The organism is Roseateles rivi (genome assembly GCF_043555845.1).
Taxonomy (GTDB): Bacteria; Pseudomonadota; Gammaproteobacteria; order Burkholderiales; family Burkholderiaceae_C; genus Roseateles; species Roseateles rivi.
In genome coordinates this window covers 161,795-187,382 of record NZ_JBIGHZ010000002.1, presented here as the reverse complement: position 1 = coordinate 187,382, position 25,588 = coordinate 161,795, and the positions used below count along the sequence as shown (strand labels likewise).

The 25,588-nt window shown below is 65.3% G+C and carries 22 protein-coding genes and 1 riboswitch; of the genes, 14 read left to right on the top strand and 8 right to left on the bottom strand.

Translation table 11 applies throughout. The features are described 5' to 3' along the window. Positions 1-34: 34 nt before the first annotated feature. Together ACG0Z6_RS04885 and ACG0Z6_RS04880 are read right to left on the bottom strand one after the other, a co-directional pair. Complete coding sequence (locus ACG0Z6_RS04885; protein ID WP_394459032.1) at positions 35-1,093, bottom strand: M48 family metallopeptidase; 1,059 nt, start codon at positions 1,091-1,093, stop codon at positions 35-37. A gap of 5 nt (positions 1,094-1,098) precedes the next feature. Further along, entirely contained in the window at positions 1,099-2,259 is a 1,161-nt protein-coding gene (locus ACG0Z6_RS04880) for a YjgN family protein (protein ID WP_394459030.1), read from the bottom strand. A 275-nt stretch (positions 2,260-2,534) separates the two neighbouring features. Between ACG0Z6_RS04880 and ACG0Z6_RS04875 the strand changes: the two genes are divergently transcribed. Then, entirely contained in the window at positions 2,535-3,164 is a 630-nt protein-coding gene (locus ACG0Z6_RS04875) for a glutathione S-transferase family protein (RefSeq protein WP_394459028.1), read from the top strand. Between the two features lie 14 nt (positions 3,165-3,178). Here ACG0Z6_RS04875 and ACG0Z6_RS04870 read toward each other — a convergent pair whose 3' ends face one another. Further along, positions 3,179-4,873, bottom strand: a complete 1,695-nt coding sequence (locus ACG0Z6_RS04870; protein WP_394459025.1) for an FMN-binding glutamate synthase family protein — start codon at positions 4,871-4,873, stop codon at positions 3,179-3,181. Positions 4,874-5,063: 190 nt separating this feature from the next. Here ACG0Z6_RS04870 and sppA point away from each other — a divergent pair, with 190 nt between their 5' ends. From sppA to metW, 3 genes are all read left to right on the top strand, one after another. Further along, a complete protein-coding gene (sppA, locus tag ACG0Z6_RS04865) occupies positions 5,064-6,929 on the top strand; it encodes a signal peptide peptidase SppA (protein WP_394459023.1) in 1,866 nt (621 codons plus the stop codon). Between the two features lie 18 nt (positions 6,930-6,947). Then, a riboswitch (SAM riboswitch) is annotated at positions 6,948-7,023 on the top strand. 82 nt (positions 7,024-7,105) lie between these two features. Further along, positions 7,106-8,236 carry a homoserine O-succinyltransferase MetX gene (gene metX / locus ACG0Z6_RS04860; protein ID WP_394459021.1) on the top strand — a complete coding sequence of 377 codons (1,131 nt, stop codon included), beginning with the start codon at positions 7,106-7,108 and terminating at the stop codon, positions 8,234-8,236. Beyond that, a complete protein-coding gene (gene metW, locus ACG0Z6_RS04855) occupies positions 8,233-8,808 on the top strand; it encodes a methionine biosynthesis protein MetW (protein ID WP_394459019.1) in 576 nt (191 codons plus the stop codon). Before metX ends, metW begins: the two co-directional genes overlap by 4 nt. A gap of 14 nt (positions 8,809-8,822) precedes the next feature. Here the strand turns inward: metW and ACG0Z6_RS04850 are convergent, their stop codons facing one another. Then, positions 8,823-9,341, bottom strand: a complete 519-nt coding sequence (locus ACG0Z6_RS04850) for a hypothetical protein (protein WP_394459016.1) — start codon at positions 9,339-9,341, stop codon at positions 8,823-8,825. 279 nt (positions 9,342-9,620) lie between these two features. Here ACG0Z6_RS04850 and ACG0Z6_RS04845 point away from each other — a divergent pair, with 279 nt between their 5' ends. After that, on the top strand, positions 9,621-10,472 hold the full coding sequence (locus tag ACG0Z6_RS04845) for an alpha/beta fold hydrolase (protein WP_394459014.1): 852 nt from the start codon (positions 9,621-9,623) through the stop codon (positions 10,470-10,472). An 81-nt stretch (positions 10,473-10,553) separates the two neighbouring features. Further along, positions 10,554-12,029: a M20 family metallopeptidase gene (locus tag ACG0Z6_RS04840; protein WP_394459012.1), complete on the top strand. Its 1,476-nt coding sequence runs from the start codon at positions 10,554-10,556 to the stop codon at positions 12,027-12,029. Positions 12,030-12,077: 48 nt separating this feature from the next. Here the strand turns inward: ACG0Z6_RS04840 and ACG0Z6_RS04835 are convergent, their stop codons facing one another. Beyond that, on the bottom strand, positions 12,078-13,163 hold the full coding sequence (locus tag ACG0Z6_RS04835; protein ID WP_394459010.1) for an aminoglycoside phosphotransferase family protein: 1,086 nt from the start codon (positions 13,161-13,163) through the stop codon (positions 12,078-12,080). 77 nt (positions 13,164-13,240) lie between these two features. Between ACG0Z6_RS04835 and ACG0Z6_RS04830 the strand changes: the two genes are divergently transcribed. The 3 genes from ACG0Z6_RS04830 to rsmA are packed head-to-tail and all read left to right on the top strand — an operon-like array spanning position 13,241 to position 17,696. Beyond that, positions 13,241-15,589, top strand: a complete 2,349-nt coding sequence (locus ACG0Z6_RS04830; protein ID WP_394459008.1) for an LPS-assembly protein LptD — start codon at positions 13,241-13,243, stop codon at positions 15,587-15,589. A 12-nt stretch (positions 15,590-15,601) separates the two neighbouring features. After that, entirely contained in the window at positions 15,602-16,924 is a 1,323-nt protein-coding gene (locus ACG0Z6_RS04825) for a peptidylprolyl isomerase (protein WP_394459006.1), read from the top strand. 4 nt (positions 16,925-16,928) lie between these two features. Next, positions 16,929-17,696: a 16S rRNA (adenine(1518)-N(6)/adenine(1519)-N(6))-dimethyltransferase RsmA gene (gene rsmA / locus ACG0Z6_RS04820; RefSeq protein ID WP_394459003.1), complete on the top strand. Its 768-nt coding sequence runs from the start codon at positions 16,929-16,931 to the stop codon at positions 17,694-17,696. A gap of 290 nt (positions 17,697-17,986) precedes the next feature. Here the strand turns inward: rsmA and ACG0Z6_RS04815 are convergent, their stop codons facing one another. The 3 genes from ACG0Z6_RS04815 to ACG0Z6_RS04805 all read right to left on the bottom strand — a co-directional run bounded on the left by ACG0Z6_RS04815 (position 17,987) and on the right by ACG0Z6_RS04805 (position 21,373). Beyond that, positions 17,987-18,382, bottom strand: a complete 396-nt coding sequence (locus tag ACG0Z6_RS04815) for a barstar family protein (RefSeq protein WP_394459980.1) — start codon at positions 18,380-18,382, stop codon at positions 17,987-17,989. Positions 18,383-18,425: 43 nt separating this feature from the next. Next, positions 18,426-18,830, bottom strand: a complete 405-nt coding sequence (locus ACG0Z6_RS04810) for a guanyl-specific ribonuclease (RefSeq protein ID WP_394459978.1) — start codon at positions 18,828-18,830, stop codon at positions 18,426-18,428. A 221-nt stretch (positions 18,831-19,051) separates the two neighbouring features. After that, complete coding sequence (locus ACG0Z6_RS04805) at positions 19,052-21,373, bottom strand: NADP-dependent malic enzyme (protein WP_394459001.1); 2,322 nt, start codon at positions 21,371-21,373, stop codon at positions 19,052-19,054. 280 nt (positions 21,374-21,653) lie between these two features. On the opposite strand from ACG0Z6_RS04805, the gene ACG0Z6_RS04800 reads away from it, so the two are divergent. Genes ACG0Z6_RS04800 through ACG0Z6_RS04780 form a run of 5 tightly spaced genes read left to right on the top strand, consistent with a single transcriptional unit; the run spans position 21,654 to position 25,554 of the window. Then, entirely contained in the window at positions 21,654-22,088 is a 435-nt protein-coding gene (locus ACG0Z6_RS04800; RefSeq protein WP_394458999.1) for a type IV pilin protein, read from the top strand. After that, on the top strand, positions 22,082-22,558 hold the full coding sequence (locus tag ACG0Z6_RS04795) for a pilus assembly FimT family protein (RefSeq protein WP_394458997.1): 477 nt from the start codon (positions 22,082-22,084) through the stop codon (positions 22,556-22,558). Before ACG0Z6_RS04800 ends, ACG0Z6_RS04795 begins: the two co-directional genes overlap by 7 nt. After that, positions 22,542-22,952 carry a type IV pilus modification PilV family protein gene (locus ACG0Z6_RS04790; RefSeq protein ID WP_394458995.1) on the top strand — a complete coding sequence of 137 codons (411 nt, stop codon included), beginning with the start codon at positions 22,542-22,544 and terminating at the stop codon, positions 22,950-22,952. Before ACG0Z6_RS04795 ends, ACG0Z6_RS04790 begins: the two co-directional genes overlap by 17 nt. A 44-nt stretch (positions 22,953-22,996) precedes the next feature. Continuing rightward, on the top strand, positions 22,997-23,674 hold the full coding sequence (locus ACG0Z6_RS04785) for a PilW family protein (protein WP_394458993.1): 678 nt from the start codon (positions 22,997-22,999) through the stop codon (positions 23,672-23,674). Positions 23,675-23,682: 8 nt separating this feature from the next. Then, positions 23,683-25,554: a hypothetical protein gene (locus tag ACG0Z6_RS04780; protein ID WP_394458990.1), complete on the top strand. Its 1,872-nt coding sequence runs from the start codon at positions 23,683-23,685 to the stop codon at positions 25,552-25,554. Positions 25,555-25,588 lie beyond the last annotated feature (34 nt).

Here is a 25,588-nt window from a genome sequence, read left to right as displayed (position 1 = left end):
CGCGCACCGGGCAAACCCGCAGATTTTAGGCTGCTCAGGGCGCGCGGAAGAATTGCACGCGCTCGGCGCTGTCCGGGTGGCTGGCGATGGACAGCGGCAGGCTGGGCTTGCGGCGGGGCTCTTGAGCGCTGTCGTCGTCGGGCTTGTCTTCCCCGTGCAGCTCAGCAATGCGCTCGAAGAACACGGCTGTGCCCTCGGTGGAGACGCCTGCGGCGCGCAGCAGATCGCGCGCATAGGTGTCGGCTTCGCGTTCGGCTTCGCGCGAGTAGCTGCTGGTGGCCAGCAGCGCGGGCACGGCCGCGGCCAGGGCCGAGAAGTCCCCCAGCCACAGCCCGGTGACAGCGCCCACCACCGTGCCTTGCACCAGCATGCGCATGCCGTGGCGGTGCTGCACATGCCCCAGCTCGTGGCCCAGCACGCCCAGGATGCCGTCCTCCTGGTCGGCCATGAGGGTGACCAGCGCGTCGGTCATGACCAGGGTGCCCCCGGGCAGGGCAAAGGCGTTGGGGCCCACGGCCTTGGGTGCGCTGCGAAACTCCAGCCGGTAGGCAGGGCCCGACCACTGCGCTTGGCGCAGCAGCTGGGCAAAGCGCTGGCGCAGCTGCGCCTGGCGCTCAGCGCTCAGGGTGGAGGGTTTGAGCACGATGCCTTCGAGCTGGCCCATGGCGATTTTGTCGATGTGCGCCTGCACCGAGTCCGGCACCACCGCGGCAATGGCGCGCGCGGCCTGCGGCAGGCCCCAGCGCCAGCCGCCGCCCACCAAGACCACCAGCAGCAGCAGGGACAGGGCCACCCAGCGCCAGTCCTGCATCCAGCGCACCACCAGGCTGTCGCGGCGGCCCACGGCCTGCGCCCAGTCGTCCCAGGCGCGGGCATCGGCGCCCAGCACCACGCCGCCGTCGGGCAGCAGCAGCTGGCGTTGGCCATGGCGCTGGCGCTCGGGCCACTGCAGCGCGCGACTGGCGTAGCGCAGCTCTTGCTGCGGCAATTGCACCAGCAGTTGCTGGCCCTCCAGGCGCAGCAGCGCGTGTTGAGCACGCGCGCTTTTGCCGTCGAAATACTGCACTGGCAGCGCGGGGCTAGAGCTTTCCATCGCGTTTACAAGCCCATGTCGATGCCGAAGAAATCGCCGGCAAAGTCCGCCGCTGCGGCGTCTTGCTGGGTGCTTTGCTGGGTCACCCAGGTCTCGATGTCGCCGCTCATCGCCAAACTCACCGACTCCAGGCGCATGCGGCTTGCGGCCACCGCCGCAAAAGGCCGGTACAAGCCCAGGGTGATCACCGTCAGCAGGGTGTTCTTGAGCGTCAGGCCCAGATAGCGGCCCAGGGGCAAGGTGCTGCTGAACTGCAGCGACGGGCTATGGGTACCGCCCCACACCAGATTGTGTTGGCGCACCACCCAAAAAGGCATGAGCACGACGAAGAGCAGGGCATAGAACACGCCCATAAAGGCTGCCGCGGCGAGGAACTTGGTCGCTTCACCGCCGCCGATCTGGCTCACCAGCAGGAACAACACGCCGCCCGCCGCCGCCATGATCAAGAGCACCAGGCCCAGGGCTTTGGCGCTGAGCCAGTACCAGGAGCGCGTGCGCACATTGAAGTCGCAGCGTTCCTGCGCCAGCGCATAGCCTTGGTGTTGGTAGCGCTTGATCAGGCTCAGGCACCAGGGCGTGAGCAGCAGCAGGAGTGCCGTGCACAAGCCCGTGCCGATGAGGTACTGGTTGACCAGGGCTTTGTCGACACCGCCTTCTTCCATGGTCTTGGGGTCCAAGCCCAAAGCCAGGGGCAGGGCCACCATCACCAGCACCGGCAGGTACAGCGGCGCCAGGGCCAGGTAGGCGTCTTTGAGGCCGCCCTCAAAGCGAAAGCGCAGGCCGCGCCAGCTGGTCTGGCCCATGCGAAAACGCATGCTGGAGCGCCACAGCGCGGGCCACAGCGCGTAGGCCGCGGCCAGCGCAATCAGCCCGCTCCAAGCCGTGGCATGGCTGGCCACGGCGTACACACCGCCCAGTGCCACCATGAGCAAAAAGCCGCGGAACATGCGCCAGGGGTCGCCATGAAAGGCCAGGGCGTGGCCGTCCACCTCGGTGTTGCCGTAGAAGTAGCGCAGCCGCCTGGCCTTGGCAAAAGGCCAGTACAAGCCAGCGGTGACCAGCGTCAGCAGCAGGTTGACGATCCAGATGCGGAAGTACTCGCTGCCGGAACCTAAAAACCGAATCTCCAAACGGCGTTGCGTGGCGCTGTCGGGCATTTCTTGCATGGGAACCCCTCCTCGATCGTGCGTTGTGGCCTGTGGGCCTGTGAGTTATGGGCACGCGGCTTGTGTGCGTGCCGGGGCATTGTGTGGGTGGGGGATGGGGCTGGCACTGTGAAAAGCCCTGTGCCGTGCGCTCCGTGCTGCCAGATTCCGCCGTTTGGGGGTGTGGTTTGTGGCTTTGCCGCACCGTCTGTGAGGTGGTTTGGCAGCTGCTCGGGGGCGGGGGGCGCCGTCGCTAGAATCGGCCGCCTTACGCGCTCACCTCACGCAGTCTCGCCATGAAGCTAATTGGCTCACTCACCAGCCCCTATGTCCGCAAGGTTCGCATCGTCATGGCGGAGAAAAAGCTCGACTACCAGCTGCTGCTGGAAGACGTTTGGGCCAGCGATGCCATCCTCGCCGTCAACCCGTTGGGCAAAGTGCCCTGCCTGGTGATGGACGGGCAAGACGCCTTTGGCGGCGCGGTGTTTGACTCCCGCGTCATCGTCGAATACGTCGACACCCTCAGCCCCGTGGGACGCATGATTCCTGAGCGCGGGCGTGAGCGCTGTGAGGTGCGCACCTGGGAAGCACTGGCCGATGGCCTGCTGGATGCCGCCGTGGCCACGCGCCTGGAACAAACCTGGGCCGGCCGCAGCGAGGCCGAGCGCAGCCAGGCCTGGATGCAGCGCCAGATGGCCAAGGTCAGCGCCGTGCTCAAGGCCATGGACCAAGCCCTGGGCGAGCGCGCCTGGTGCACGGGCAACCACTTCACGCTGGCCGACATTGCCGTGGGCTGCGCCCTGGGTTGGCTGAGCTTTCGCTTCCCGGCCGTGGCCTGGCGGACCGAGCACCCCAACCTGGCGCGTCACTTCGACAAGCTCTCGGCACGCCAGAGCTTTATCGACACCCTGCCGCCGCAGGCCTGAGTTCGGGTCGCGGCTCAGTGTTCGGGCTGAGCCTGCGCGGGCACGGGCTGGATGCCGATGATGCGGCCGTGACGCGGCTTGCTCTCCACGCCGCCAGGCGCGTTGAAGCGCGTTGGGTCGGCCCCATCCCAGTGCGAGGCAAACACCGGCAGCGGCCGCTCGCCGCGCAGCAGCGCGCCGTCGGCCACCCGCGGCACCAGGCCGGCCAGGGTGCGCGTTTCATGGCGGCTGACGCGCTGCACGATGTGAGAGGGGCTGATGTCCCCCGGGTGGTGCAGCCCGGCGGCCTGCACCAGCTCACGCAGGGCATGCAAGGTGTCGTGGTGGTAGCGCCAGACGCGCTGTGATTTGTCCGGCACCACCAGCGCGCGTTGGCGCAGCGGGTCTTGGGTGGTCACGCCCGTGGGGCAGTGGCCGGTGTGGCAGGTCTGGGCCTGAATGCAGCCCAGCGCAAACATAAAGGCCCGGCCGGAATTGCACCAGTCCGCGCCCAGCGCCATCATGCGCGCGATGTCAAACGCGCTGATGACCTTGCCCGCGCAGCCAATCTTCACGCGCTGGCGCAGCCCCGCGCCCACCAGGGTGTTGTGCACCAGGCGCAAGCCTTCTTGCAGCGGCGCGCCCACGTGGTTGGTGAATTCCAGCGGCGCCGCGCCCGTGCCGCCCTCGGCGCCGTCCACGACGATGAAGTCCGGCACCACATCGCGCTCCAGCATGGCTTTGACAATGGCGAACCACTCCCAAGGGTGACCCACGCAGAGCTTGAAGCCCACGGGTTTGTCGCCCGAGAGCCGCCGCAGCTGCACGATGAAGTCCATCAACTCCAGCGGCGAGGTGAAGGCGCTGTGCGCGGCGGGCGAGATGCAGTCCTCGCCCTCGGGCACGCCGCGTGTGGCGGCGATTTCGGCCGTCACCTTGGCGCCGGGCAGCACGCCGCCGTGGCCCGGTTTGGCGCCCTGGCTGAGCTTGATTTCGATGAGCTTGACCTGCGGGTCGCGCGCTTGCTGGGCAAACATCTCGGGGTTGAAGCGGCCGTCGTCATGGCGGCAGCCAAAGTAGCCCGAGCCGATCTCCCAGATCAAATCGCCGCCGTGCTTGCGGTGGTAGGCGCTGATGGAGCCCTCGCCCGTGTCATGCGCAAAACCGCCGCGCGCCGCACCGGCGTTGAGCGCCTCAATGGCATTGGCCGAGAGCGCCCCAAAGCTCATGGCCGAGATGTTGAACACACTGGCCGCATAGGGCTGGGCGCGCTCCGCACCGATGACCACGCGAAAGTCATGGCTGGGCAGCTCGGTGGGCGCCATGGAGTGGTTGATCCACTCATAGCCATTGGCGTGCACATCCAGCTGCGTGCCAAAAGGCCGCTTGTCCGGGTCGCCCTTGGCGCGCTGGTAGACCAGCGAGCGCTGCTGGCGCGAAAACGGCGTGGCCTCGTTGTCGTTTTCCAAAAAGTACTGGCGCAGCTCTGGCCGGATGAACTCCAGCATGAAGCGCATATGCCCAATCACCGGGTAGTTGCGCAGGATGGAGCGTTTGGTTTGCTGCACATCGCGCCAGCCCACCCAGCTCAGCCAGCCCAGCGTGACCGTGAGCAGCGCCAGCCAGGGGTTGGCAGGCACGAACACCACGCTCACGGCTGTGCCTGCAATGCACAGCAGCCAGGTGGCAAAGCGAATCGGAACCAGCGCTTCTGAGGCGGGCGAGGACATGGGCAGTCTCCATCGGGCCCATCACGGGGCCTGTGAGACACAGCATCGGCCGCGGGCGGGTGCAACTGCAATGCGCAGACCGTGCGTCACAGGTCAGGCGCGTGCACAAATCACGGCAGCGGCGCTGACCTTGGCGCCAGGCCATGCTGGGACACAATCGGCCCTCGCATCTCAATGACAGGAGAGGGTTGTGCTGCTCAAAAAATTGTTCGCGCCACTGTGGTGGTTGCTCAAGAAAACCTGGTGGCTGCTCGATGGCACACGCCGTGCCATCTTGAATTTGCTGCTGCTGTTGGTCATCGTGGCGCTGGTGTGGGGCATGGCCCGCTCCGGGCCCAAGCCCCTGCAAGAGCGCAGCACCCTGGTGCTGGACATCAAGGGCAGCGTGGTGGAGCAGTACACCGGCTCGGGGCGCGACCAGGCCCTGGCCCAGCTGCAAGGCCAAGAGCGCAGCCAGACTCAGCTGCGTGATGTGCTGCAGGTGCTCAAAGCTGCTGGCAAAGACCCCCACGTGGCTCAGCTGCTACTCGATTTGGACGGCATGAGCGGCGCCAGCCCCGCGGCGCTGCGCGAAATCAGCAGCGCCTTGGCGGCTTTCAAAAAGGCCGGCAACAAGCGCGTCATCGCCTACGCCGAGCAATACGACCAGCGCGCCTACTTCCTGGCCGCGCAGGCCGATGAGGTCTACCTGCACCCCATGGGCATGGTGGCGCTGGAGGGCTTTGGCCGCTACCGCACCTACTACCGCGACGCGCTGGACCGTGTCGGTATCGCGCCGCATGTCATCAAGGTCGGCAGCTACAAGAACTTTGCCGAAACCTACTCGGCCAACGCGCCCTCCAAGCCCTCGCTGGAGGCCGAAGCCTATTTGTGGGATGACCTGTGGGCGCGCTACACGCGCGAGGTGGAGCAGGCGCGCAAGCTGCCCAGCGGCGCCCTCATGGCCTATATCAACGAGCTGCCGCAGCGCCTCAACGCTGTCGGTGGCAGCCCCGCGCAACTGGCGCTCAAGGAAAAGCTGGTCGACGGGCTCAAGACCGCCGACGAGCTCAAGGAACTGCTGCTCAAGCGCGGCGCGCTCGATGACAAGCGCCTGCGCCAAGTGGGTCTGATGGCCTATCAAGCCCAGCTGCCCAAGGCCCCGGCGTTTGGGGATGCGGTGGGCGTGATCGTGGCCGAGGGCGAGATCGTCGACGGCCAGGCCGCACCTGGGCGCGTGGGCGGGGAGTCCACCGCGGCGCTGGTGCGCCAGGCGCGCGAGGACGAGCACATCAAAGCCATCGTGCTGCGCGTGAATTCCCCCGGCGGCTCGGCCTTTGCGTCGGAGCTGGTGCGCCGCGAGCTGGAGCTCGCGCGCAAAGCGGGCAAGCCCGTGGTGGTGTCCATGGGCGGCGTGGCGGCTTCGGGTGGCTACTGGATTTCCATGGCCGCTGACGAGGTACTGGCCGAGGCCTCCACCATCACCGGCTCCATCGGCGTGGTGGCCATGCTGCCCACGGCCGAGAAGCTGATGGACAAACTCTCGGTGCGCACCGGCGGCTACACCACCACCTGGCTGGCCGGGGGCTTTGACCCGCGCCGGCCGCTGGACCCGCGCCTGGAATCGGTGGTGCAGTCGGCCATCCAGAACATCTACACCGAGTTCACCGGCAAGGCTGCCCAGGCGCGCAAGAAAACGCCCGCGCAAATCGACGCCGTCGGCCAAGGCCGGGTGTGGAGCGGCGCACAGGCGCTGGAGCGTGGCCTGGTGGACCGCCTGGGTCTGCTGGACGACGCCATTGCCGCGGCCGCCAAGCGCGCCAAGCTCAGCGGCGAGCCCGTGGTGCGCTATGTGGAGGGCGAGCCGGATAAATTCCAGCGCCTGCTGCACAGCCTGGGCGACACCCTGGCTCCGGTGGTGAAAAGCGCCATGACCGAGGCCGGTGTGCCCCAGGTGCCAGCCGCGCTGCAACCCATGCAGCGCGAGCTGAGCTGGCTGGCCGAGCAGGCACAAAGTGCGCAGCTCAGCGCCGGTCGCGTGCCGGCCCTGGCGCACTGCCTGTGCACCTTGCCCTGAGCCACGGGCGGCTAGAATGCCGCCCACAGCGCTGATTTGTTCCGGCTTGCGGGCGCTCAAAAAAACCAGCTAAAGAGGGACGCCCGAGAGGCCGCCAGCTCCAATGAGCCGCCCATCGCCCGGTGTTCCGCTTCAGCAGCGTGCGCCGGGCGTTTTGTTTTTTGGGGGTTAGATCTATGGCATCCGTCGGACATGTACAGCCGCAGCGCCTGCACTTTGAGGCGCCGCTGGCCCTGCGCAGTGGCGCCAGCCTGCGCGACTACACGCTGATGGTGGAAACCTACGGCACGCTCAACGCCGACAAAAGCAATGCCGTGCTGGTGTGCCACGCCCTCAATGCCAGCCACCATGTGGCGGGCACCTACGAGGGGCAGGACAAGAGCGAGGGCTGGTGGGACAACCTGGTGGGCCCAGGCAAGCCGCTGGACACGGACAAGTTCTTCGTCATCGGCGTGAACAACCTGGGCTCCTGCTTTGGCTCCACCGGCCCCATGCACATCAACCCGGACACCGGCCGCGTTTACGGCGCCGACTTTCCCGTGGTGACGGTGCACGACTGGGTGGACGCGCAGGCTCTGGTGCTGGAGCGCCTGGGCATACGCCAGCTCGCGGCGGTGCTGGGCGGCTCGCTGGGCGGCATGCAGGCGCTGGACTGGGCGCTGCGCTACCCCGAGCGCCTGCGCCACTGCATTGCCATTGCCACGGCCCCCAGCCTGTCGGCCCAGAACATTGCCTTCAACGAGGTGGCGCGCCGCGCCATCATCACCGACCCTGACTTTCACGACGGTCACTTCTACGCCCACGGCGTGGTGCCCAAACGCGGCCTGCGCGTGGCGCGCATGATTGGCCACATCACCTACCTCAGCGACGATGTGATGGAGCAAAAGTTCGGCCGCCAGATGCGCGCGGCAGAGCTGGGCTACTCCACGCAGGACATCGAGTTCCAGATCGAGAGCTATCTGCGCTACCAGGGCGACAAGTTCAGCGAGTACTTCGACGCCAACACCTACTTGCTCATCACCCGCGCGCTGGACTACTTCGACCCCGCGCGTGAGCACGGCGGCGACCTCAGCCGCACTTTTGCCGCGGCGCGCTGCAAATTCCTGGTGGCCAGCTTCACCACGGACTGGCGCTTCTCGCCCGCGCGTTCGCGCGAGATCGTCAAGGCGCTGCTGGACAACAAGCTGGACGTGAGCTACGCCGAGATCGACGCCCCGCACGGCCACGACGCCTTTTTGCTGGATGACCCGCGCTACCACGGCGTGCTGGGCGCCTACTTCAACCGCATTGCCGGAGAGCTGGCATGAGCATGATCGAGATGATTGCCGAGCTGGTGCCCGCGGGCTCGCGCGTGCTGGACTTGGGCTGCGGCCAGGGCGAACTGCTGGCCTATTTGCAGCGCCGCAAAAACTGCAGCGGCTACGGTGTGGAGTTGGACGACGCCAACGTGCTGGCCTGCGCGCGGCGCGGCGTCAATGTCATCCAGCTCAACCTCGAAGAGGGCCTGGCCATCTTTGAAGACCAAAGCTTTGATGTGGTGCTGCAGCTCGAAACCCTGCAGCACCTGCGCAATACCGAAGCCATGCTGCGCGAGACCGCGCGCGTGGGGCGCATCGGCGTGGTGAGCTTCCCCAACTTCGCCCACTGGCCCAACCGCCTGCAAGTGCTGGGCGGGCGCATGCCCGTGACGCGCGTGCTGCCCTACCAGTGGTACGACACGCCCAATATCCGTGTGGGCACGTTTGCCGACTTTGAGGTGCTGGCGCGCAAAAACCGCCTGCGCGTGCTCGACAGCTTTGGCGTGGAGCGCGGGCGCCAGGTGCGCACCTTCCCCAACCTCCTCTCCAGCATGGCGGTGTTCAAGTTCGATCGGGGGTGAGGTCCTCCGACCTCTCAGGCTGCACCCCAGGGGAAGCCGCCACCGACTTTGCGCTCGGCGTTCTTGCGCGTGCGCATGATGGCCTCAAAGGCCTGACTGCCACCGTTGGTGATGGCCACCAACAGCCCGGCCAAATCCTCGGCGCTGTAGGCCGCAGCATCGGGGCGAAACTGCTGGATGGCGCGGCTCAACATCTCGCGCGGCACGCCGCTGTGGGTGGCGGCCACGGCCTGCATGGCGCTGAAGAGGTCGGGGAACAGCTCGCACAGGGTGCGAATGCGCTGCAAGGCCTGGGCCGGCGCGGCGCGTGCGCCTGGCGCCATCCAGCTGAGGCTTTCAGCCGCCGCCAATGCGGCGTCCAGGCGCGTTTGCAAGCACTGGCGGTGCAGCCGCAAGTACTCCACATCGGCCGCGGCTTCGGCCGCTTCGAGTCGGGCTTGCGCATCGTCGAGCTGGCCATAGCGTTGCTGGCCCAGGTCCTGCAACGCTTGTTCCAAAGCGGCGGTGTCGGGAGTGAGCGGGCTGTGTGACACGGCGGGCGTGGGTGTGTGAGGGTGGTCCGCATCCTAGAACGGCACGGTATCGGCCGTCATGCGTGGCGCGCACGTGTGGGGTGCTTTGCGTCAATAGTGCTTGCACTTGGCATGTACTCGCAGGCGGGGCTGTGGGTTCTCATGCACATGCATATGAGGGGGTGCGCTGCAGAGGGCATCGTGCAGGGTCAGTTCTTATCGGATATTGCAGCCTCCCCTAGGACTGATCCCGAGCTTATGCCCCATGTTGCAGATACTGCGCCCCCTACACTTTGCGACATGCGTAGTTTGAATACCCTGGATGGCTTGCCCATACATTGGCGGCAATGGGCCCGTCGGGCGCTGACTTCGGCGCGCGGCACGGTCTTGTTGGTGCATGGTTTGGGGGAGCATGTGGGGCGCTATGAGGCCCTGGCTGAGCTGCTCAACGAGTGGGGTTGGCATGTGGTGGGCTATGACCAACGCGGGCATGGAGCCTCGGGCGGCGGGCGGGGCGATTTGAGCCACGCCGACGCCCTGTTGGAGGACTTGGCGCTGGTGGTGGACTCGGTGCGCCAGGACGTGCATTTGGGTAAAGGCCCACTGGTGCTGCTGGGGCACAGCCTGGGAGCTTTGGTGGCGGCCCGCTTTGTGTTGGGGCAGTTGCAGCGCGCGCCCTGGGCGCGCCCTGTCGATGCCTTGGCCCTGAGCTCGCCAGCGTTGCAAGCCGATCTGAGCGTGGCTCAACAAGCCATGCTGGCACTGGGGCGCCGCATCTTGCCGCATCTGGCCGTGGACAACGGGCTCAAGCCGCAATGGCTGTCGCGGCGCTCGGAGGTGGTGCAGGCCTATGAGGACGACCCCTTGGTGCATGACCGCATCTCCGGAACCCTGGCCGCGTTCATCACGGACAGCGGCCCGCAGCTGTTGCAGGCTGCTCCGCACTGGACCTTGCCTACGCTGCTGTTGTGGGGCGGGGCTGATCGCTGTGTGAACCCCGCGGGCAGTGCGGCATTTGCCGCCGCCGCTCCGGCCTCGCTGGTGCAGGCCCATTGCCTCGAAGCCGCGTTTCATGAGATCTTCAACGACCTCGACCCCGAGCGCGAGCAGGCGCTGCAACACCTGCGCCATTGGCTGGACGAGCGCGGCTGAGTACGGCTAGCGCGCTGGCTTGTGCGGGGGGCTGCCTAAAATTCAGCCCAGGCGGGTGAGCGGCCCGCAAGGAGTAGGTTTATGAATGCCCGAGATCCCCAGCTGCCTCTGCAGCCCGACGAAGCCAGCCAGATTGGTGCGTTTGCGCAAGCGATGTGGGACGAGCACATCGTCCCCGAGCTGACGCACTACATCGCCATTCCCGCCAAAAGCCCCATGTTCGATGCGGACTGGGAAAAGAACGGCCACATCGACACCGTGCTGCGCCGCGCCGCGCAGTGGGTGGAGCAGCAAAAGGTCGCCGGGCTCACGCTCGAAGTCATCCGCGCGCCGGGGCGCACGCCGGTGATCTTTTTCGAAATCCCCGCCACCAAGGCTGGCAGCACCGACACCGTGCTGCTCTACGGTCACCTGGACAAGCAGCCCGAGTTCAGCGGCTGGCGCTCTGACCTGGGCCCCTGGACGCCCAAGTACGAGGACGGCAAGCTCTACGGCCGCGGCGGCGCGGACGATGGCTATGCCGTCTACGCCGCGCTCACGGCCATTCTGGCGCTGGACCGCCAGGGCATCCCGCGCCCACGCTGCGTGGGCTTGATCGAGACCTGCGAGGAATCGGGCTCCTTCGACCTGCCGCTCTACATCGAGCAGCTGGGCAAGCGCCTGGGCAATGTCAGCCTGGTGGTGTGCCTGGACTCCGGCGCGGGCGACTACGACCGCCTGTGGCTCACCACCAGCCTGCGCGGCAACGTCACCGGCACGCTCAAGGTGGAAGTGCTCACCGAGGGCATTCACAGCGGCGACAACTCTGGCGTGGCGCCGAGCAGCTTTCGCATCATGCGCCAGCTGCTGGACCGGCTGGAAGACGCCAAGAGCGGGCATCTGCTGCCCACCGACTTCCATTGCGAGATCCCGCCCGAGCGTGTGGTGCAGGCGCAGACCACGGCCGACATCCTCGGTGAGGAGGTCTACAAGCGCATGCCCTGGGCCTGCGGCGGCGACGGCGGCCCCGTGCTGCCCGTGACCACCGACCCGCTGCAAGTGCTGCTCAACCGCACCTGGCGCCCCACGCTGTCGGTGACGGGTGTGGACGGCATGCCCTCCATCAGCAACGCGGGCAATGTGCTGCGGCCCTTCACGGCCTTCAAGCTCTCGCTGCGCCTGCCGCCGCTGGTCGACGGCAATGAAGCCGCGCTCAAGCTCAAGGCCTTGCTGGAAGACAACGCGCCCTACAACGCGCGTGTGAGCTTTGTGCCCGATGGCCGCGCCGGGGCCTATGGCGCTACGGGGTGGAACACGCCGGACATCGCGCCTTGGTTGTCGGGGGCGCTGGAGTCCGCCAGCCAGACGCACTTCGGCACGCCTGTGGGCTATATCGGCCAAGGCGGCACCATCCCGCTCATGGGCATGCTGCAAAAAGGCTTCCCCAAGGCGCAGATGATGGTCTGCGGCGTGCTGGGCCCCAAGAGCAATGCGCACGGCCCCAACGAGTTCCTGCACGTGCCCTACGGCAAGCGCCTCACGGCCGCGGTGGCCCAGGTCATCGCCGCCCATCCTTGAGCCTGCCCTGCGCCCCTGCGCTTGCGCGGGGGCGGTGAGCGGCTCGGGCTAGCGCAGCGTGAAGTCCGACTGCACCAGCTGCGGCTGCATGGCTTCGAGCAGGCGCAGCAGCGGCGAGAGCTCCACATAGCGGGCCGCCGTCTTGATGGTGTAGGCAAAGAAGCGCGGCAGGTCGGCGGCGTAGTGCAGCCGCCCGTCGCGGTGCTTGACGCGGCAGAAGATGCCCATGATCTTGAGGTGGCGCTGCAGCACCGTCCACTCCAGCGCCTTCCAAAACAGGCCGAAGTCTTGCGCCATGGGGTGGGCGTCTTCGCCATGGCCAAACAGCCCGGCGCGGCGCGCGCCTTCCCAGTAGCGAATGGCCCAGTCCAGCTCCTCGTCTTCTTCCCAGGAGATGAAGGCGTCGCGCAGCAGCGAGCCCATGTCGTAGCTGATGGGCCCCAGCACCGCGTCCTGGAAGTCCAGCACGCCCACCGAGCCATCGGCGCAGGCCACGAGGTTGCGCACCATGAAGTCGCGGTGCATGGGCACTTGGATTTGCTCGCCCATATTGCGCACCAACACTTTGCAGCTGTGCTCCCACCACTGCTGTTGCTTGTCGCTCCACTGCTGGCCGAATTCCTTCACCACGCACCAGTCCACAAAGATTTGCAGCTCGCGCCGCACAAAGGCTTCGTCGTAGACGGGCAGGGGGCCGCCATGCTGCAGGCCTTGGCTTTGCCAGCGCAGCAAGGCCTCGCTGGCGCCGCGCATGAGGCGCTGCGGTGTGTCGTGTTCACCCGCACGCTGCGCGGCTTGCAGCACGGGCAGGAAGAGCGCGTCACCCAAGTCCTCCAGCAGGGCAAAGCCTTGCGCGGCATCGGCGGCCAGCACCTCGGGCACGTGCAGGCCGCAGGCGGCCATGCGCTGGCCCACGCTCAGGTAGGCCGGCAGCTGGTTGGGGGCTGCGGGGTCGTCCATCGCCACCAGGGCGCGGCCGTCCGCCGAGCGCAGCCGCCAATAGCGGCGCACGCTGGCGTCTGAGCCCAGCGGGCTCAAGCTGTCCAGTTGCAGGGGGAGGGTGGCTTGCGTGGTTTGCAGCCAGGCGCGTAGCGCCGCTTCTCGGCCGTCGGCCGTGGGGGTGGGGAGGCTCATGGATAATTGATTTTACGAAACGTCGGGCCTGCTTGTTGGGCCCTGAAAACTTGGCCGTGCCGCTCCCATCACCCGTCTTGAACCGCCCCAACCCCCTCGCGCCTGTGGCGCACGCCGTGTTGTTGTGCCTGTTGGCAGGCGCCAGCCAAGCGCAGGACGTGGCGGACCTGCCGCCGCTCAAGCTCAAAGTCGCCAAGACCCTGGGCCCCAGCCCGCGCGCGGCGGTGGTGCTCAGCGGGACGCGGCTCACGGGTCAGATCGACCAGGCCGCCAAGCTTGAAGGCGGCGCCCAGTTGCGCCAGGGCGATGTGACGCTCAACGCCGCCCTGCTCACCTACGACCCCACGACCGACCTGGCGCGCGGTGAGGGTGGCGTGGAGCTGGTGCAAAGGGGTTCGATGCTGCGCGGCCCCAGCCTGCAGCTCTATGTGGACCGCTTTGAAGGCGTGCTGGAGCAGCCCAGCTACTACTTCGCCCAGACCGGCGGCAGCGGCCGTGCCAGCCAGCTGCGATTCTTGGGCCAGCAGCGGGTGCGCGCCGACGATGCCAGCTACTCCACCTGCCCGGCCCCCGAAGACCCCCAAGAAGAGCCCGCCTGGGTGTTGCGCACCAGCGAGCTCAAGCTCGACTTTGAGTTGGGCGAGGGGGTGGCCAAAGGTGCTGTGCTGAAGTTTTACGGCGTGCCCATTCTGGCCGCGCCGCGCCTGAGTTTTCCGATTTCCGACGAGGCTAAAACGGGTTGGTTGCCTCCGAGCTTCAACACCGACAGCCGCAGCGGTGTCGAGTTCGGTGTGCCCTATTTCATTGCCCTGGCGCCCAACCGCGACCTGACATTGGAGCCCTACATCATGACGCGCCGTGGGGCGGGCCTGGACAGCGAATTTCGCTACTTGGAGCCCCAGCACCGCGGACAGATGAATGTGGCCTGGCTGCCCAATGACCGGCAGACGGGCCAGACGCGCTGGGATTTGCGCCTGTCGCAAGAAGGCCGCGTGGGGGACAACTGGCAATACGCCATGCAAGGCGAACGTGTGTCGGACGACGACTACTGGAAGGACATGCGCCGGCGCATGAAGAGCCTCACGCCGCGCCTGCTCAACTTCGACGCCAGCACCCAAGGGCGCTACGCCCTGGCCGGTGGCAGCCTCAGCGCTTATGGTCGCGTGCAGCGCTGGCAGGTGCTGCAAGGCACGGATGTGGCCGACCGCTTTGCCTCGCCCTACCAGCGCTCGCCCCAGGTGGGGCTGCGCTACCTCAGCGCCAATGACGATGTGGTGCACAGCGGCTACCAGCCCTGGGGGCGCAGCACCCGGCTGGAAGGTGGGCTGGAGCTGGAATACAACCGCTTTGACCTGCCGCCCGAGCGCCTCAGCAGCCAAAGCCTGACGGGTGAGCGCGTGCACATGCTCGGGCATGCCAGCCTGCCCATGAGTGGCGCGGCCTGGTGGTTGATTCCCAAAGTCTCTTTCAACGCCGCGGCCTACCGTACCGATCAGCTCATGGCCAACGGCCGCAGCGATGCGCGTCGCATCATCCCCAGCTTCAGCCTGGATCACGGCTGGGTGATGGAGCGCGACACGCGCTTGTTTGACATGGACGTGCGGCAAATCCTCGAGCCGCGTGTGCTCTACGTCAACACGGCCTACCGCGACCAATCCCAGCTGCCCAACTTCGACGCCGCGCAGCGCGATTTCAATTTCGATTCGGTCTTTGCCGAGAACCCCTACGCCGGCGTGGACCGCGTGGCCGACTTCCATTCCGTGGCCTTTGGCGCGACCACTCGCTTCATCGAAGACGCGCGCGGTGAAGAGGTGTTGCGCCTGGGCTTGGTGCAGCGCTATTTGCTGCGCGATCAACGCATCAATGCGGACGGCGTGGCCCAAGGCAGCAAGTTCTCTGACCTGATGCTGCTGGCCTCCAGCCATCTGACGCGCGCCGTCTGGGCCGATAGCAGCATGCAGCTCAACACCGGCAATGGCCGGGTGGAACGCTCGGTGCTGCGCATGCGCTACACGCCGGGGGGCTTTCGCACCATCAGCACCGCCTACCGGCTGGCGCGCGGCCAAAGCGAGCAACTGGAGCTGGCCTGGCAGTGGCCGCTGTTTGGGCAAGCGCCCAAAGCCACCGGTGGAAGCAACTGCGCGGGTGCTTGGTACAGCGCCGGGCGCGTTCAGTACAGCCTGCGCGACCGCCGCTTCACCGATTCCGTGGTGGGGGCCGAATACGATTCCGGCTGCTGGGTGCTGCGCATCGGCATGGAGCGCCAGGCCACCGGGCGCGCCGAAACCAACACGCGGCTGATGCTGCAGCTCGAACTTGTCGGCCTCTCGCCGCTGGGCTCCAATGCCCTCAAGGTGTTGAGAGACAATATCCCCGGTTACCGGCCCCTGAAATTTGGCCGCTCGGACACCTCCCTCAACGACTGACCACTGTCTTCGATGCGAAAAAACGCCTTGGCCGTTGCGGCCGCCCTTGTCTTGAGTCTGAGCTGCGCGACCGCCTGGGCCCAGGGAGCACCGGCCGTGCCTCGCACGCTCAAGCCCGGTGACTACATCGCCGTGGTGGTCAACTCCGACATCGTGGCGGCCAGCGAAGTGGTGCAACGCACCCAGCGGCTGAGCGAAGAGGCGCAGCGTCGCGGCGACCGCCCTGATACAGAGTTGCTGCGCAAGCAGGCCATTGATGCACTCGTCGACGACCGTGTGCTCGTGACCTATGCGCGTGAAAACGGGCCCCGTGTCGATGAGCCCGAGCTCGACCGCGTGGTGGCCAATGTGGCGGCCCAAAACAAGCTCACGCTGGAGCAGCTGCGCCAGCGCCTGCAGGCTGAGGGCATGGACTACCGGCGCTTTCGCGAGAACCTGCGCGACCAGCTCCTGACCGAGCGTGTGCGTGAGCGCGAGGTGCAAGGCCGTATCCGCATCACCGACGGCGATATCGACCGCTACCTGGCAGAGCGTGAAGCACTGCTGCAAAACGCGGGCGAGATCAATCTCGCGCAAATCCTCGTGAGCGTGCCCGAAGGCGCCTCCAGCGCCGTGGAGGCCGAGCGTCGCGAGCGCGCGCAAACCGCGCTGGCGCGCATTCGCGCGGGCGAGAACTTCGCCCGCATCGCTGCGCAGCTGTCCGAAGATGCCAACCGCGCCAAGGGTGGCGAGATTGGCATGCGCCCCGCAGACCGCTTGCCCGACATCTTTGTCGAGGCCGTGCGCAACCTCAAGGCCGGCGAGGTCACGCCCACCTTGCTGCGCTCAGGTGCGGGCTTTCACATCTTGAAGGTGATTGAGCGCAAGAAGGGCGGCTCCGTCAATGTGGTGGTGCAAACGCGCGCCCGTCACGTGCTGCTGCGCCCCTCAGAGCAGCTCAGTGCTGAACAGGCCGCCGCGCGCCTGGTGGAATTCAAGCGTCAGATCGAAGCGGGCAGCAGCAGCTTCGAAGCCGTGGCGCAAGCCAACTCCGAAGACGGCAGCGCACAGGCCGGTGGCGACTTGGGCTGGGCATCGCCCGGCAACTTTGTGCCCGAGTTCGAAGAGGCCATGAATGCGCTGCCCCTGGGCGGCATCTCGGGGCCGGTGGTGTCCCGTTTTGGCGTGCACCTGATTCAAGTCGTGGAACGCCGCGACGTGGTGCTCGAACCCAAACAGCTGCGCGAACAAGCCCGCAACGCCCTGCGCGAACGCAAGTACGAAGAGGCGTATCAGGACTGGGTCAAGGAGCTGCGCTCCAAAGCCTTTATCGAAAACCGCGAGTGGTTGGACTGACGGCATGCGACACATCGCGCGCAAGCGCTTCGGCCAACACTTTCTGACCGACACGGCCATCATCGATGCCATCGTCGACGCCATCGCCCCGCAGGCGCAACAGGCGCTGGTGGAGATCGGCCCCGGCCTGGGCGCCCTGACCTTGCCACTTCTGGCACGCTTGCCCGAGAGCAGCCGCCCGCTGACCGTGGTCGAACTCGACCGGGATTTGGCCGCCCGCATGCGCCAGCGCGCTCACATCACAGTGGTCGAGAGCGATGTGCTGAAGGTCGACTTCGCCGCCTTGGCGGCCGAGCGTGGGCAAAAGCTGCGTGTGGTGGGCAACCTGCCTTACAACATCTCTTCGCCCATCTTGTTTCACCTCCTGGGCTGTGCAGACCAAGTGCAAGACCAGCACTTCATGCTGCAAAAAGAGGTGGTGGACCGCATGGCCGCTGAGCCCAGCACCAAGGACTACGGTCGCCTGAGCGTGATGCTGCAGTGGCGCTACGAGGTGGAGCACCTCTTTGACGTCCCGCCCGAGGCCTTTGACCCGCCGCCGCGCGTGGACTCCGCCATCGTGCGCATGCAGCCCAAGCGCGAGCCGCCGCAGCTGGACTTGGCGCTGCTGCAGGAACTCGTGGCCACTGCTTTTTCGCAGCGCCGCAAGCTGCTGCGCCACACCCTGGGGCGCTGGCTGGAAGCACGGGCCTGGGGCGGATCGTTTGATCTCCAGCGCCGCGCCGAAGAGGTGCCAGTGGCGGAGTACGTCGCGCTGGCCCAATCGCTCTGAGCGACCCGTCTGGCTGAACGAAAAGCAAGCGGCCCAAAGAAAAAGCGTCCTCAAAGGACGCTTTCGTGCTGACAGGGGCTCGCCCAGCGCAGACCCTCAGGACCGCGCTCAAGCTCTTGCCTCATCTCAGGCTGGACTGAGCCACATCGACGTATCAAACGCGCTGGACATCATCGGCATATTCATGCCGAAGTTGGGGTTTGGATTCGTCTTGGTGCTCTTCACGACAGGACGCTCGCTGGGGGCCGTTTCAGCAGCCCGCTCCCATGACCCGATTTCTTGGGAGCGGGCTACCGAAAAGAATAGAAACACCTGAAGGGAATTTTGCGTTCCCCCCAGAAGTCCGCAGCATCGCGAAAGACATCCAGCAACTGCTCGCGGCTTTCGCGGTCAAAGCGAGCGTGGTCGGGCAGCTGGTCCAGCACCACGACAAAGCCAGGCTGCGCGCCGGACTTGTGCACCAAGTCGGTCATGCAGTCATAGAGCGCATCCAGGTTTTTGCCAAAGTGCACCGGGAACAAAAACTGCTGGGCGATTTGCTCCATCAGCTCCTGCTTGGATTGAGCCTCTGCCAGGCTGGCATACAAAAAATGCTGGCCAGCGTTCTGAGCGGCTTGCATCAGGTCCTCTACCCTGTAGGCCCGGATGGCCTGCACGATATTGGGACGGACGTTCTGCAAAAGCATGGTCACGTGCCTCCTCAATGGTCAGAAATCAGTCTCCCGTCGTTCACTGCACCACCTGCTTGAAGCTGGCGTAGTGATCGCCGGTGTAAAAGCACACCTCAGGTTCAGTTGGGGGCGTTCCGCCGCAAACCAAGCGCCGCGCACCACGATGGCGCAGCCCCGGTGTTGGGACGGTGTACTCCCGGTAGTAGCCCCGTGTTTTGATGGGGAGCAGCCGCTCTCTGTTGCCGAACACCGTGCCGTCCTTCTCGTAGGGGAAGGGGCCGCCGGACAGAATGAGCTGATGTGTGGCTCGCGCCTGTGCGGGGAGTTGGGACCAAGCGACGGTGCTCGTGTCTGTGGGCACATCCTTGGCCTGAACCAAGCCGCCCAGCACCACAGCGGCCAGGGCAACGCTGGCGAGGCCAGCGCGCCGCCACACCGAAGGCGCCGCAGACTTTTCGAGCAAAAACACGGGTTTACCCTGAATCTTGAAAGCATCATGGTACAGAAGCGCCCCAACTTTCTCAAGTCGGGGCGCTCGTCCAGACCTCAAACTGGGGGTAAGTTTGCGTGCGCTCGCTTATTTATGGCTGACTGGGCGGCACTCTTTGAATGTCGCCCAATGTGGCCATTGGATACTGATGGACTGCGAGGTTTCTTGCACCGCCTCCTGGCGGTGCAGGGAGTTCAGCGCGCCGCGTTGGCGTCGGCAACGGTGAGGGCGGTCATGTTGACGATGCGCCGCACGGTGGCCGAGGCTGTGAGCACACACACCGGCTTGGCAGCACCCAACAACACCGGGCCGATGGCAATGCCGCCGCCCGCTGCCGTTTTGAGCAGGTTGTAGGCGATGTTGGCTGCGTCGATATTGGGCAGCACCAGCAGGTTGGCCTCTCCGGTCAGGGTGGAGCGCGGCATCAGGCTTTGGCGGTGAGCGGCGTCCAGCGCTGTGTCGCCGTGCATTTCGCCATCCACCTCCAACCAAGGCGCTTGTTCGCGCAGCAAAGCCAGTGTTTTGCGCATTTTTTGCGCGCTGGGGTGGTCACTGGTGCCGAAGTTGGAGTGCGACAGCAAGGCGGCTTTGGGCTGAATGCCAAAGCGCAGCATTTCCTCGGCGGCCATGGAGGTGATTTCAGCAAGCTGCTCGGCGGTCGGGTCGTAGTTGACGTGGGTGTCGACCAGGAACACCTGACGGCCCGGCAGCACCAGCCCGTTCATGCAGGCGTACACGGGCACGTCTTGCTCGGTGCGTGGGCAGCCGCCCACACGTTTGCCAATGACTTGGTCGATGTAGTGCAGATGGCTGGCTGTGGTGCCCCAGGTGCCGCACAGCATGCCGTCCACCTCGCCTTTGTGCAGCAGCATGGAGGCGATCAGGGTGAGGCGGCGGCGCATTTCGATCTTGGCCACCTGCACGGTGATGCCCTTGCGCTCGGTCATCTGGTGGTAGGTCTGCCAGAAGTCGCGGTAGCGGTGGTCGTGCTCGACGTTGACAACGTCGTAGTCGCGGCCTTCTTTCAGACGCAGGCCAAAGCGCTCGCAGCGCTGGGCAATGATGTTGGGGCGGCCAATCAAGGTGGGGCGTGCCAGCCCCTCATCCACCACGATTTGCACGGCGCGCAGCACGCGCTCTTCCTCGCCCTCGGCATAGGCAATGCGTTTGGTCTTGGCTTGCTTGGCGAGTTGGAAGATGGGCTTCATCGTGGTGCCGGAGGCATAGACGAAGCTCTGCAGTTTTTCGCGGTAGGCGTCCCAGTCGGCAATGGGGCGACGTGCCACGCCCGAGCGCTGCGCGGCTTCGGCCACGGCGGGGGCGATCTTCATCATCAAGCGCGGGTCGAAGGGCTTGGGAATCAGGTACTCCGGCCCGAAGGACAAGATGTCGCCGGCATAGGCCGCTGCCACCACCTCGCTTTGCTCGGCCTGGGCCAGCTCGGCAATGGCGTGCACGGCTGCGATTTCCATCTCGTCCGTGATGGTGGTGGCTCCGCAATCCAGTGCGCCCCGGAAGATGTAGGGGAAGCACAGCACGTTGTTGACTTGGTTGGGGTAGTCCGTGCGGCCGGTGGCCATGACGGCGTCGTCGCGAACGCTCTTGACTTCTTCGGGCAGGATTTCAGGCGTCGGATTGGCCAGGGCAAAGATCAGGGGCTGGGGCGCCATGCGGGCCACCATCTCGGGCTTGAGCACGCCGCCTGCCGACAGGCCCAGGAACACGTCCGCGTCGGCCATGACTTCCAGCAGGGTGCGCGCCTCGGTTTTTTGCACAAATTGCGCCTTGTCCGGGTCCATCAACTCGGTGCGGCCTTCGTAGACCACGCCGGCCAGATCGGTCACCCAAATGTTCTCGCGCGGCAAACCCAGCTTGACCAGCAGGTTCAGGCAGGCCAGCGCTGCAGCACCCGCGCCGCTGGTCACCAGCTTGACCTTTTTGATGTCCTTGCCCTGCACCTTCAGGCCATTGAGCAGTGCTGCGCCCACCACGATGGCGGTGCCATGCTGGTCGTCGTGGAAGACGGGGATGCTCATGCGCTCGCGCAGCTTGCGCTCCACATAGAAGCAGTCTGGCGCCTTGATGTCTTCCAAGTTGATGCCGCCGAAGGTGGGCTCCAGCGCGGCAATGATGTCCACCAGCTTGTCCAAGTCCCGCTCCTGGATCTCCAGGTCAAAGACATCAATGCCAGCGAACTTCTTGAACAGAACGCCCTTGCCTTCCATCACGGGCTTGGAGGCCAGCGGGCCAATGTCGCCCAAGCCCAGCACGGCCGTGCCGTTGGTCACCACCGCCACCAAATTGCCCCGCGAGGTGTAGCGAAAGGCGTTGGCGGGATCGGCCACGATCTCTTCGCAAGCCGCAGCAACGCCGGGTGAATAGGCCAATGCCAGATCACGCTGGTTGATCAACTGCTTGGTGGGGGCAATGGCGACTTTTCCCGGTGTCGGGAACTCGTGATATTCGAGAGCCGCTTGACGCAGTTGAGCGCGCTTTTGTTCTGGCGAGTTGGGCATAGGGCAGGTGTGGCTGGGTGTGGGCGAGGACTCCCGCGGCGAGACGCCTGGGCACATAGTCGTCTGATTGTAGGAGCGCTCATGGCTGGTACGCGTCCGGTCTGTTGCCCTCATTCGGGGGAACCCTTGGTGCCACCAAACCACGGCACAAGCGCTCCACAAATCGGAGCCAATCCATCAAAGAAGCGAAGGCGCTCAAGCACATTTGGTAATAAACTGGTATCACAAATATGGCCTGAAAAATCCGGAATTTACGGATGTCAGGTCTCGGGAGTATGAGATGAGCCGCAGAGCCATGCGATCAGCTTCTGGCCTGCAAATAGGCCTAACACTGGTTGAATTGTTGATAGTTGTTGCGATTGTTGCGATTCTTGCGGCAGTTGCTTTGCCCAACTACGGGCAGCATGTGAAGAAGACGCGCGCCCAGGGTGCTGGCGCCGATTTGGCGGCTTTGGCTTTGAGCCTGGAAAACCAATACCAGCTACAGCTGGCCTACCCGGTCTATGCCAACGCCACCGAGGCGACCACTGAGAACTTCCCCGCTTGGGCGCCAGCTCAGCAGGCCTTCTTCAACTACACCGTGCAAAGCACGGCGTCGACTTACTCCCTCAAAGCCGAAGGCAAAGACGCCATGGCGGGCTGCACGCTCACGCTCAACAGCAGCAACGTTCGCAGCGTGAGTGATTCGGGAAAATGTGGAATCGCATCATGGTGAAGCGTTCGCTCAGGGGTGCTCACGGCGCGAGTTTGGTGGAGCTGATGGTCACCGTCGCGGTGATGGGGATGTTGGTCATGGCCGTGCTGCCTTTGACCACACGTTGGGCAGATCAGCAGATGGTGACGCAATCCCAGCAGATGTTGGTCACGGCTCTGGCCCAGCTGCGCGCCACGGCGCTGCGCAACACCGATGGCAAAAGTTTGAGTGACCCTGCCGCTGTGCTGGTGGTGAGCGATGCCAAAGTCTGCGTTCACCGAGGCACGCCGCTTGCGTTGAACTGTCAGGGCGCGGTGTGGTCAGCAGACATGCGATCGAGCGTGCAACTGCACGCTCAGGCCCAGCAGTGTTTGGCCATGAACAGCATGGGCCAGGCGCTGAGGAGAACGGTTGGGGCCACCGAATGCAATGTCACCGGGGCCTACGCAGTGTCCCGAGGGGGGGAGTCGCGCAGTGCGGAACTTTTGTGAGCGAGCCCGGCAGCGCGGCGATGCGCTGCTTGAAGGGCTGGTGGCTGTGGCATTGCTGGGCGTGGTGGGTCTGGGGATGAGTTACTCACTGGGCCGTGGTTTGGTGGCGCAGAAATTTGCCAAAGGCCAGTCGCTGATGGTGCAGGAGATCCGCGCCGAATTGCTCAACGCGGGCATGCCCAGTGGTTGCGCCGCGACCGGCACCACCACCGCAACCGTCAACTTCAATCTGGCCACAGGCCTGACGGCACAGGAGGCTACCCGCACCTGCACGGTTCAGTCCGTGTTGGTGCAAATCGGCGCCCAAGAGCGCGATGCCAAGCTTCCGCTGGTGAAGTATGAATCCCAGGTCGGGACTCTGCTGGGTCCTGGCACTTTGACGCTTGGGAATTGATCATGAGGCCCGACCTGAGGAGGCGCTTGCGGGCGCAGCGGGGGGTGAGTTTGATCAGCCTGATGGTGGGCGCGGTGATCTCCATGCTCGCTGTCACGGCGGCCTTGCTGCTGTACAAGCAGGCCGGGCAGCAGGTGTGGGGCAGCAACGGCACGGTGCGCTCAGCCCAACTCGATGGCCAAACGGCGGCGGCCTTGCTCAGCGCACAAAACGCTTTGCAGGGGGCCGGTTTTGGTCTGGCTGCGCCGACGGCGGCGGAGCATCTCGTGTTGTTGAGCGGTCCGGCCTATGACACCACCACGCGAAAACTCACTGGCACGGTCGTGGCCCTGGGCGCCACGCCGGCGACGGGTGCGGCTGTGCTGTGGAGCTACAAACTCAGCCCCGACGACGCTGTGCCAAGCTGCATGGGGCTGCTGAGCGATGAGCGCACGCGCAGCCTGGCTTTGCTGCAAGCCAATGCCACCTGCAGCAGTGCGAGCGCCAATTGGTCCAGCCTGACCTGGACGCGCCAATGGCTGATCGCCCCCAATGTCGCCACGCAAGCCGTCCAGCTGAGTGTGCATGCCAATGCCGACTGCTGGCCTTTTGGGGCCGTGGCTGAGGCCATGAGCCAGGTCGCGCCGCCCTCCGCCAAGGTGAGCGTGACGCTGCAGATGAGCACCAGCGTGGCTGGCAGCGCCAACAGCTACCTCAGCTGCCTGAGCAACTTCCAAAGCTGAAACACACCATGCGCAACCTGTCTCGCTCTTCGCTTTGCGCCCAGCGTGGCATCACGTCCTTGCTGTTTGTTCTCATGGTGGGCTTGGGCATGGGGGTGATGGTGATGGGCGCCGTGCACCATGTACGGGGTTTTCAACAGCAGTCGGTGGCGGTGCACGCGCAAACCCAAGCCCAGCTCAAGGCTTGGAGTGGCGTGGAAGCTCTGCGCCAGCATCTCCATCAGCTCTCCGAGGCGGAGGCCGCTGCGCTAGTGGCCAATACCGATGTGGGCTTCAATGGCCTGCAAGAGGTCAGCGCCAAGCTCATCACTGTGGTGGCAGACGACTTGGCCTATTGCGGCGGCAATACGCGGCTGGCCTTTGATGTGAGCGGCAGCAGCGGACAGGCCACCTCCTTGCTGGCCGCGCAGTTTTGCGTGCAGGGCTCTCGCGGTGGCGGCAGCACAGCGCCGACGGTCAACATCAAGGGTGACTTGCGGCTCAGCGGTGATTTGAAGATTCTGGGTGGGAACAATTCGCGCGTGGTGGTCGACGGCAACGTCGAGGGCGGCGGCGGGCTGTATGGTGGAGTGGAGCTCTACGCCACTGGGGACATCAAGCTACGCGGCGGCACAGACTTTCGTGAGCTCTTCGCGGAGCGCGATATTCTTTTGGAAGGCAGCGGCGGCTACCCCAAGATCACGGCGCTGCGCAACGTCACACTCACCGGCACGGTGTCAGCCGAAGAACTCAACGCCATGGGCACGGTCACGCTGGCAGGCAACCCCGTCACGGCCCTCAATGCACACGGTGATGTGACGCTCAAGGGCTCTGCCGTAGCCGTCCTCAAGACCAAGGGCAGCGTGACCGCACAGAATGCCAACATCAGTGGCCGCGCTGAGGTGCAGAGCAACTACAGCGAAAGCAGCGACGGCACTGTGGCTGATGGCGTATTGGGCGGTACGCTGACCGTGCCGGGCTACAACACCAAGGTCAAACTCACGCGGCTGGAGGGGCTGCAGGTGGCCATTCCTGTTTTCAGCCGCCGTGCCGTGACGCCCCAATCCTTTGATGCCAATCTGTACAAAAGCCTGGCCAACTATGTGTTTGAGTCGAGTGGCACGCATATTCGCGTGACGGTGCGCAATGTCAGCGGCCTCCCCGACGGGATTTATTACCTTTTGGGCCAGGCCGACAAGCAAGACCGCCTTTGCCCAACGACGACTTTTGACGCAGCGCGCTGTGTTGTGCGCATTGCCTATGGCACCTCCGACAACAACGCAGCCATCACCCATGCCGCTGGCACGTGGAGCGTCGGCGGCACAGGCCCGGATGCCAGCGGCAAGGCAGGCGCCACAACGGGCCCTGTGCTGGCGCCAGGCATCTATTGGTTTGACGGCAATGTGAGTGCGGGCAATGGCAACTTTGTGGCCAGCTGGATCGCCACTGGCGATATCACCACCGCGGCCAACCACGTCACGAGCGCGCCCAATTACGCGGGCTACAGCCGGGTGTGTACCAACCCGCACTTCCCCAAGCCGCTCAATCTTTGCCCCGCCAGCGGTACCGAGCTGACTTATGTTCCGGCGGCGAATATCGCCTTTGCTGCGGGCGCAGCGCAGCCCAAGGGGGGCTACCGTGGCGGGAACATCACGGTGGCTGCCAACAGCAGCGTGTATGGCGACGTGATTGCGGGCACCAAGCTCACCACCATGGGCAGCACCCGAATCTTTGGCTACATCACTGCAGGCAGCGCAGATGCCGCCAGCCAGGGTGCGACGCTTTCGGCTGAAACCACCATTGATTTGAGTGATCTACCTTCGAACTACAAGCCTGGCGACAACGGCCCACAGCCCTCGGTACCCAAGCAGGCACGCATGATCTGGGCACGCTACCGCTGACACAGCGCTGAACTCGGGCTGCCGCGCGGCGACA

What these genes read in the sequence shown, in the direction of transcription:
- ACG0Z6_RS04780 (WP_394458990.1), top strand. Translation starts at nt 23,683, where the DNA reads ATGCGCAACCTGTCTCGCTCTTCGCTTTGCGCCCAGCGTGGCATCACG.
- ACG0Z6_RS04870 (WP_394459025.1), bottom strand. Translation starts at nt 4,873, where the DNA reads ATGTCCTCGCCCGCCTCAGAAGCGCTGGTTCCGATTCGCTTTGCCACC.
- ACG0Z6_RS04825 (WP_394459006.1), top strand. Translation starts at nt 15,602, where the DNA reads ATGCGAAAAAACGCCTTGGCCGTTGCGGCCGCCCTTGTCTTGAGTCTG.
- ACG0Z6_RS04840 (WP_394459012.1), top strand. Translation starts at nt 10,554, where the DNA reads ATGAATGCCCGAGATCCCCAGCTGCCTCTGCAGCCCGACGAAGCCAGC.
- ACG0Z6_RS04800 (WP_394458999.1), top strand. Translation starts at nt 21,654, where the DNA reads ATGAGCCGCAGAGCCATGCGATCAGCTTCTGGCCTGCAAATAGGCCTA.
- ACG0Z6_RS04880 (WP_394459030.1), bottom strand. Translation starts at nt 2,259, where the DNA reads ATGCAAGAAATGCCCGACAGCGCCACGCAACGCCGTTTGGAGATTCGG.
- ACG0Z6_RS04845 (WP_394459014.1), top strand. Translation starts at nt 9,621, where the DNA reads ATGCGTAGTTTGAATACCCTGGATGGCTTGCCCATACATTGGCGGCAA.
- ACG0Z6_RS04835 (WP_394459010.1), bottom strand. Translation starts at nt 13,163, where the DNA reads ATGAGCCTCCCCACCCCCACGGCCGACGGCCGAGAAGCGGCGCTACGC.
- ACG0Z6_RS04795 (WP_394458997.1), top strand. Translation starts at nt 22,082, where the DNA reads ATGGTGAAGCGTTCGCTCAGGGGTGCTCACGGCGCGAGTTTGGTGGAG.
- ACG0Z6_RS04885 (WP_394459032.1), bottom strand. Translation starts at nt 1,093, where the DNA reads ATGGAAAGCTCTAGCCCCGCGCTGCCAGTGCAGTATTTCGACGGCAAA.
- rsmA (WP_394459003.1), top strand. Translation starts at nt 16,929, where the DNA reads ATGCGACACATCGCGCGCAAGCGCTTCGGCCAACACTTTCTGACCGAC.
- metX (WP_394459021.1), top strand. Translation starts at nt 7,106, where the DNA reads ATGGCATCCGTCGGACATGTACAGCCGCAGCGCCTGCACTTTGAGGCG.
- ACG0Z6_RS04875 (WP_394459028.1), top strand. Translation starts at nt 2,535, where the DNA reads ATGAAGCTAATTGGCTCACTCACCAGCCCCTATGTCCGCAAGGTTCGC.
- ACG0Z6_RS04805 (WP_394459001.1), bottom strand. Translation starts at nt 21,373, where the DNA reads ATGCCCAACTCGCCAGAACAAAAGCGCGCTCAACTGCGTCAAGCGGCT.
- metW (WP_394459019.1), top strand. Translation starts at nt 8,233, where the DNA reads ATGAGCATGATCGAGATGATTGCCGAGCTGGTGCCCGCGGGCTCGCGC.
- ACG0Z6_RS04815 (WP_394459980.1), bottom strand. Translation starts at nt 18,382, where the DNA reads ATGCTTTTGCAGAACGTCCGTCCCAATATCGTGCAGGCCATCCGGGCC.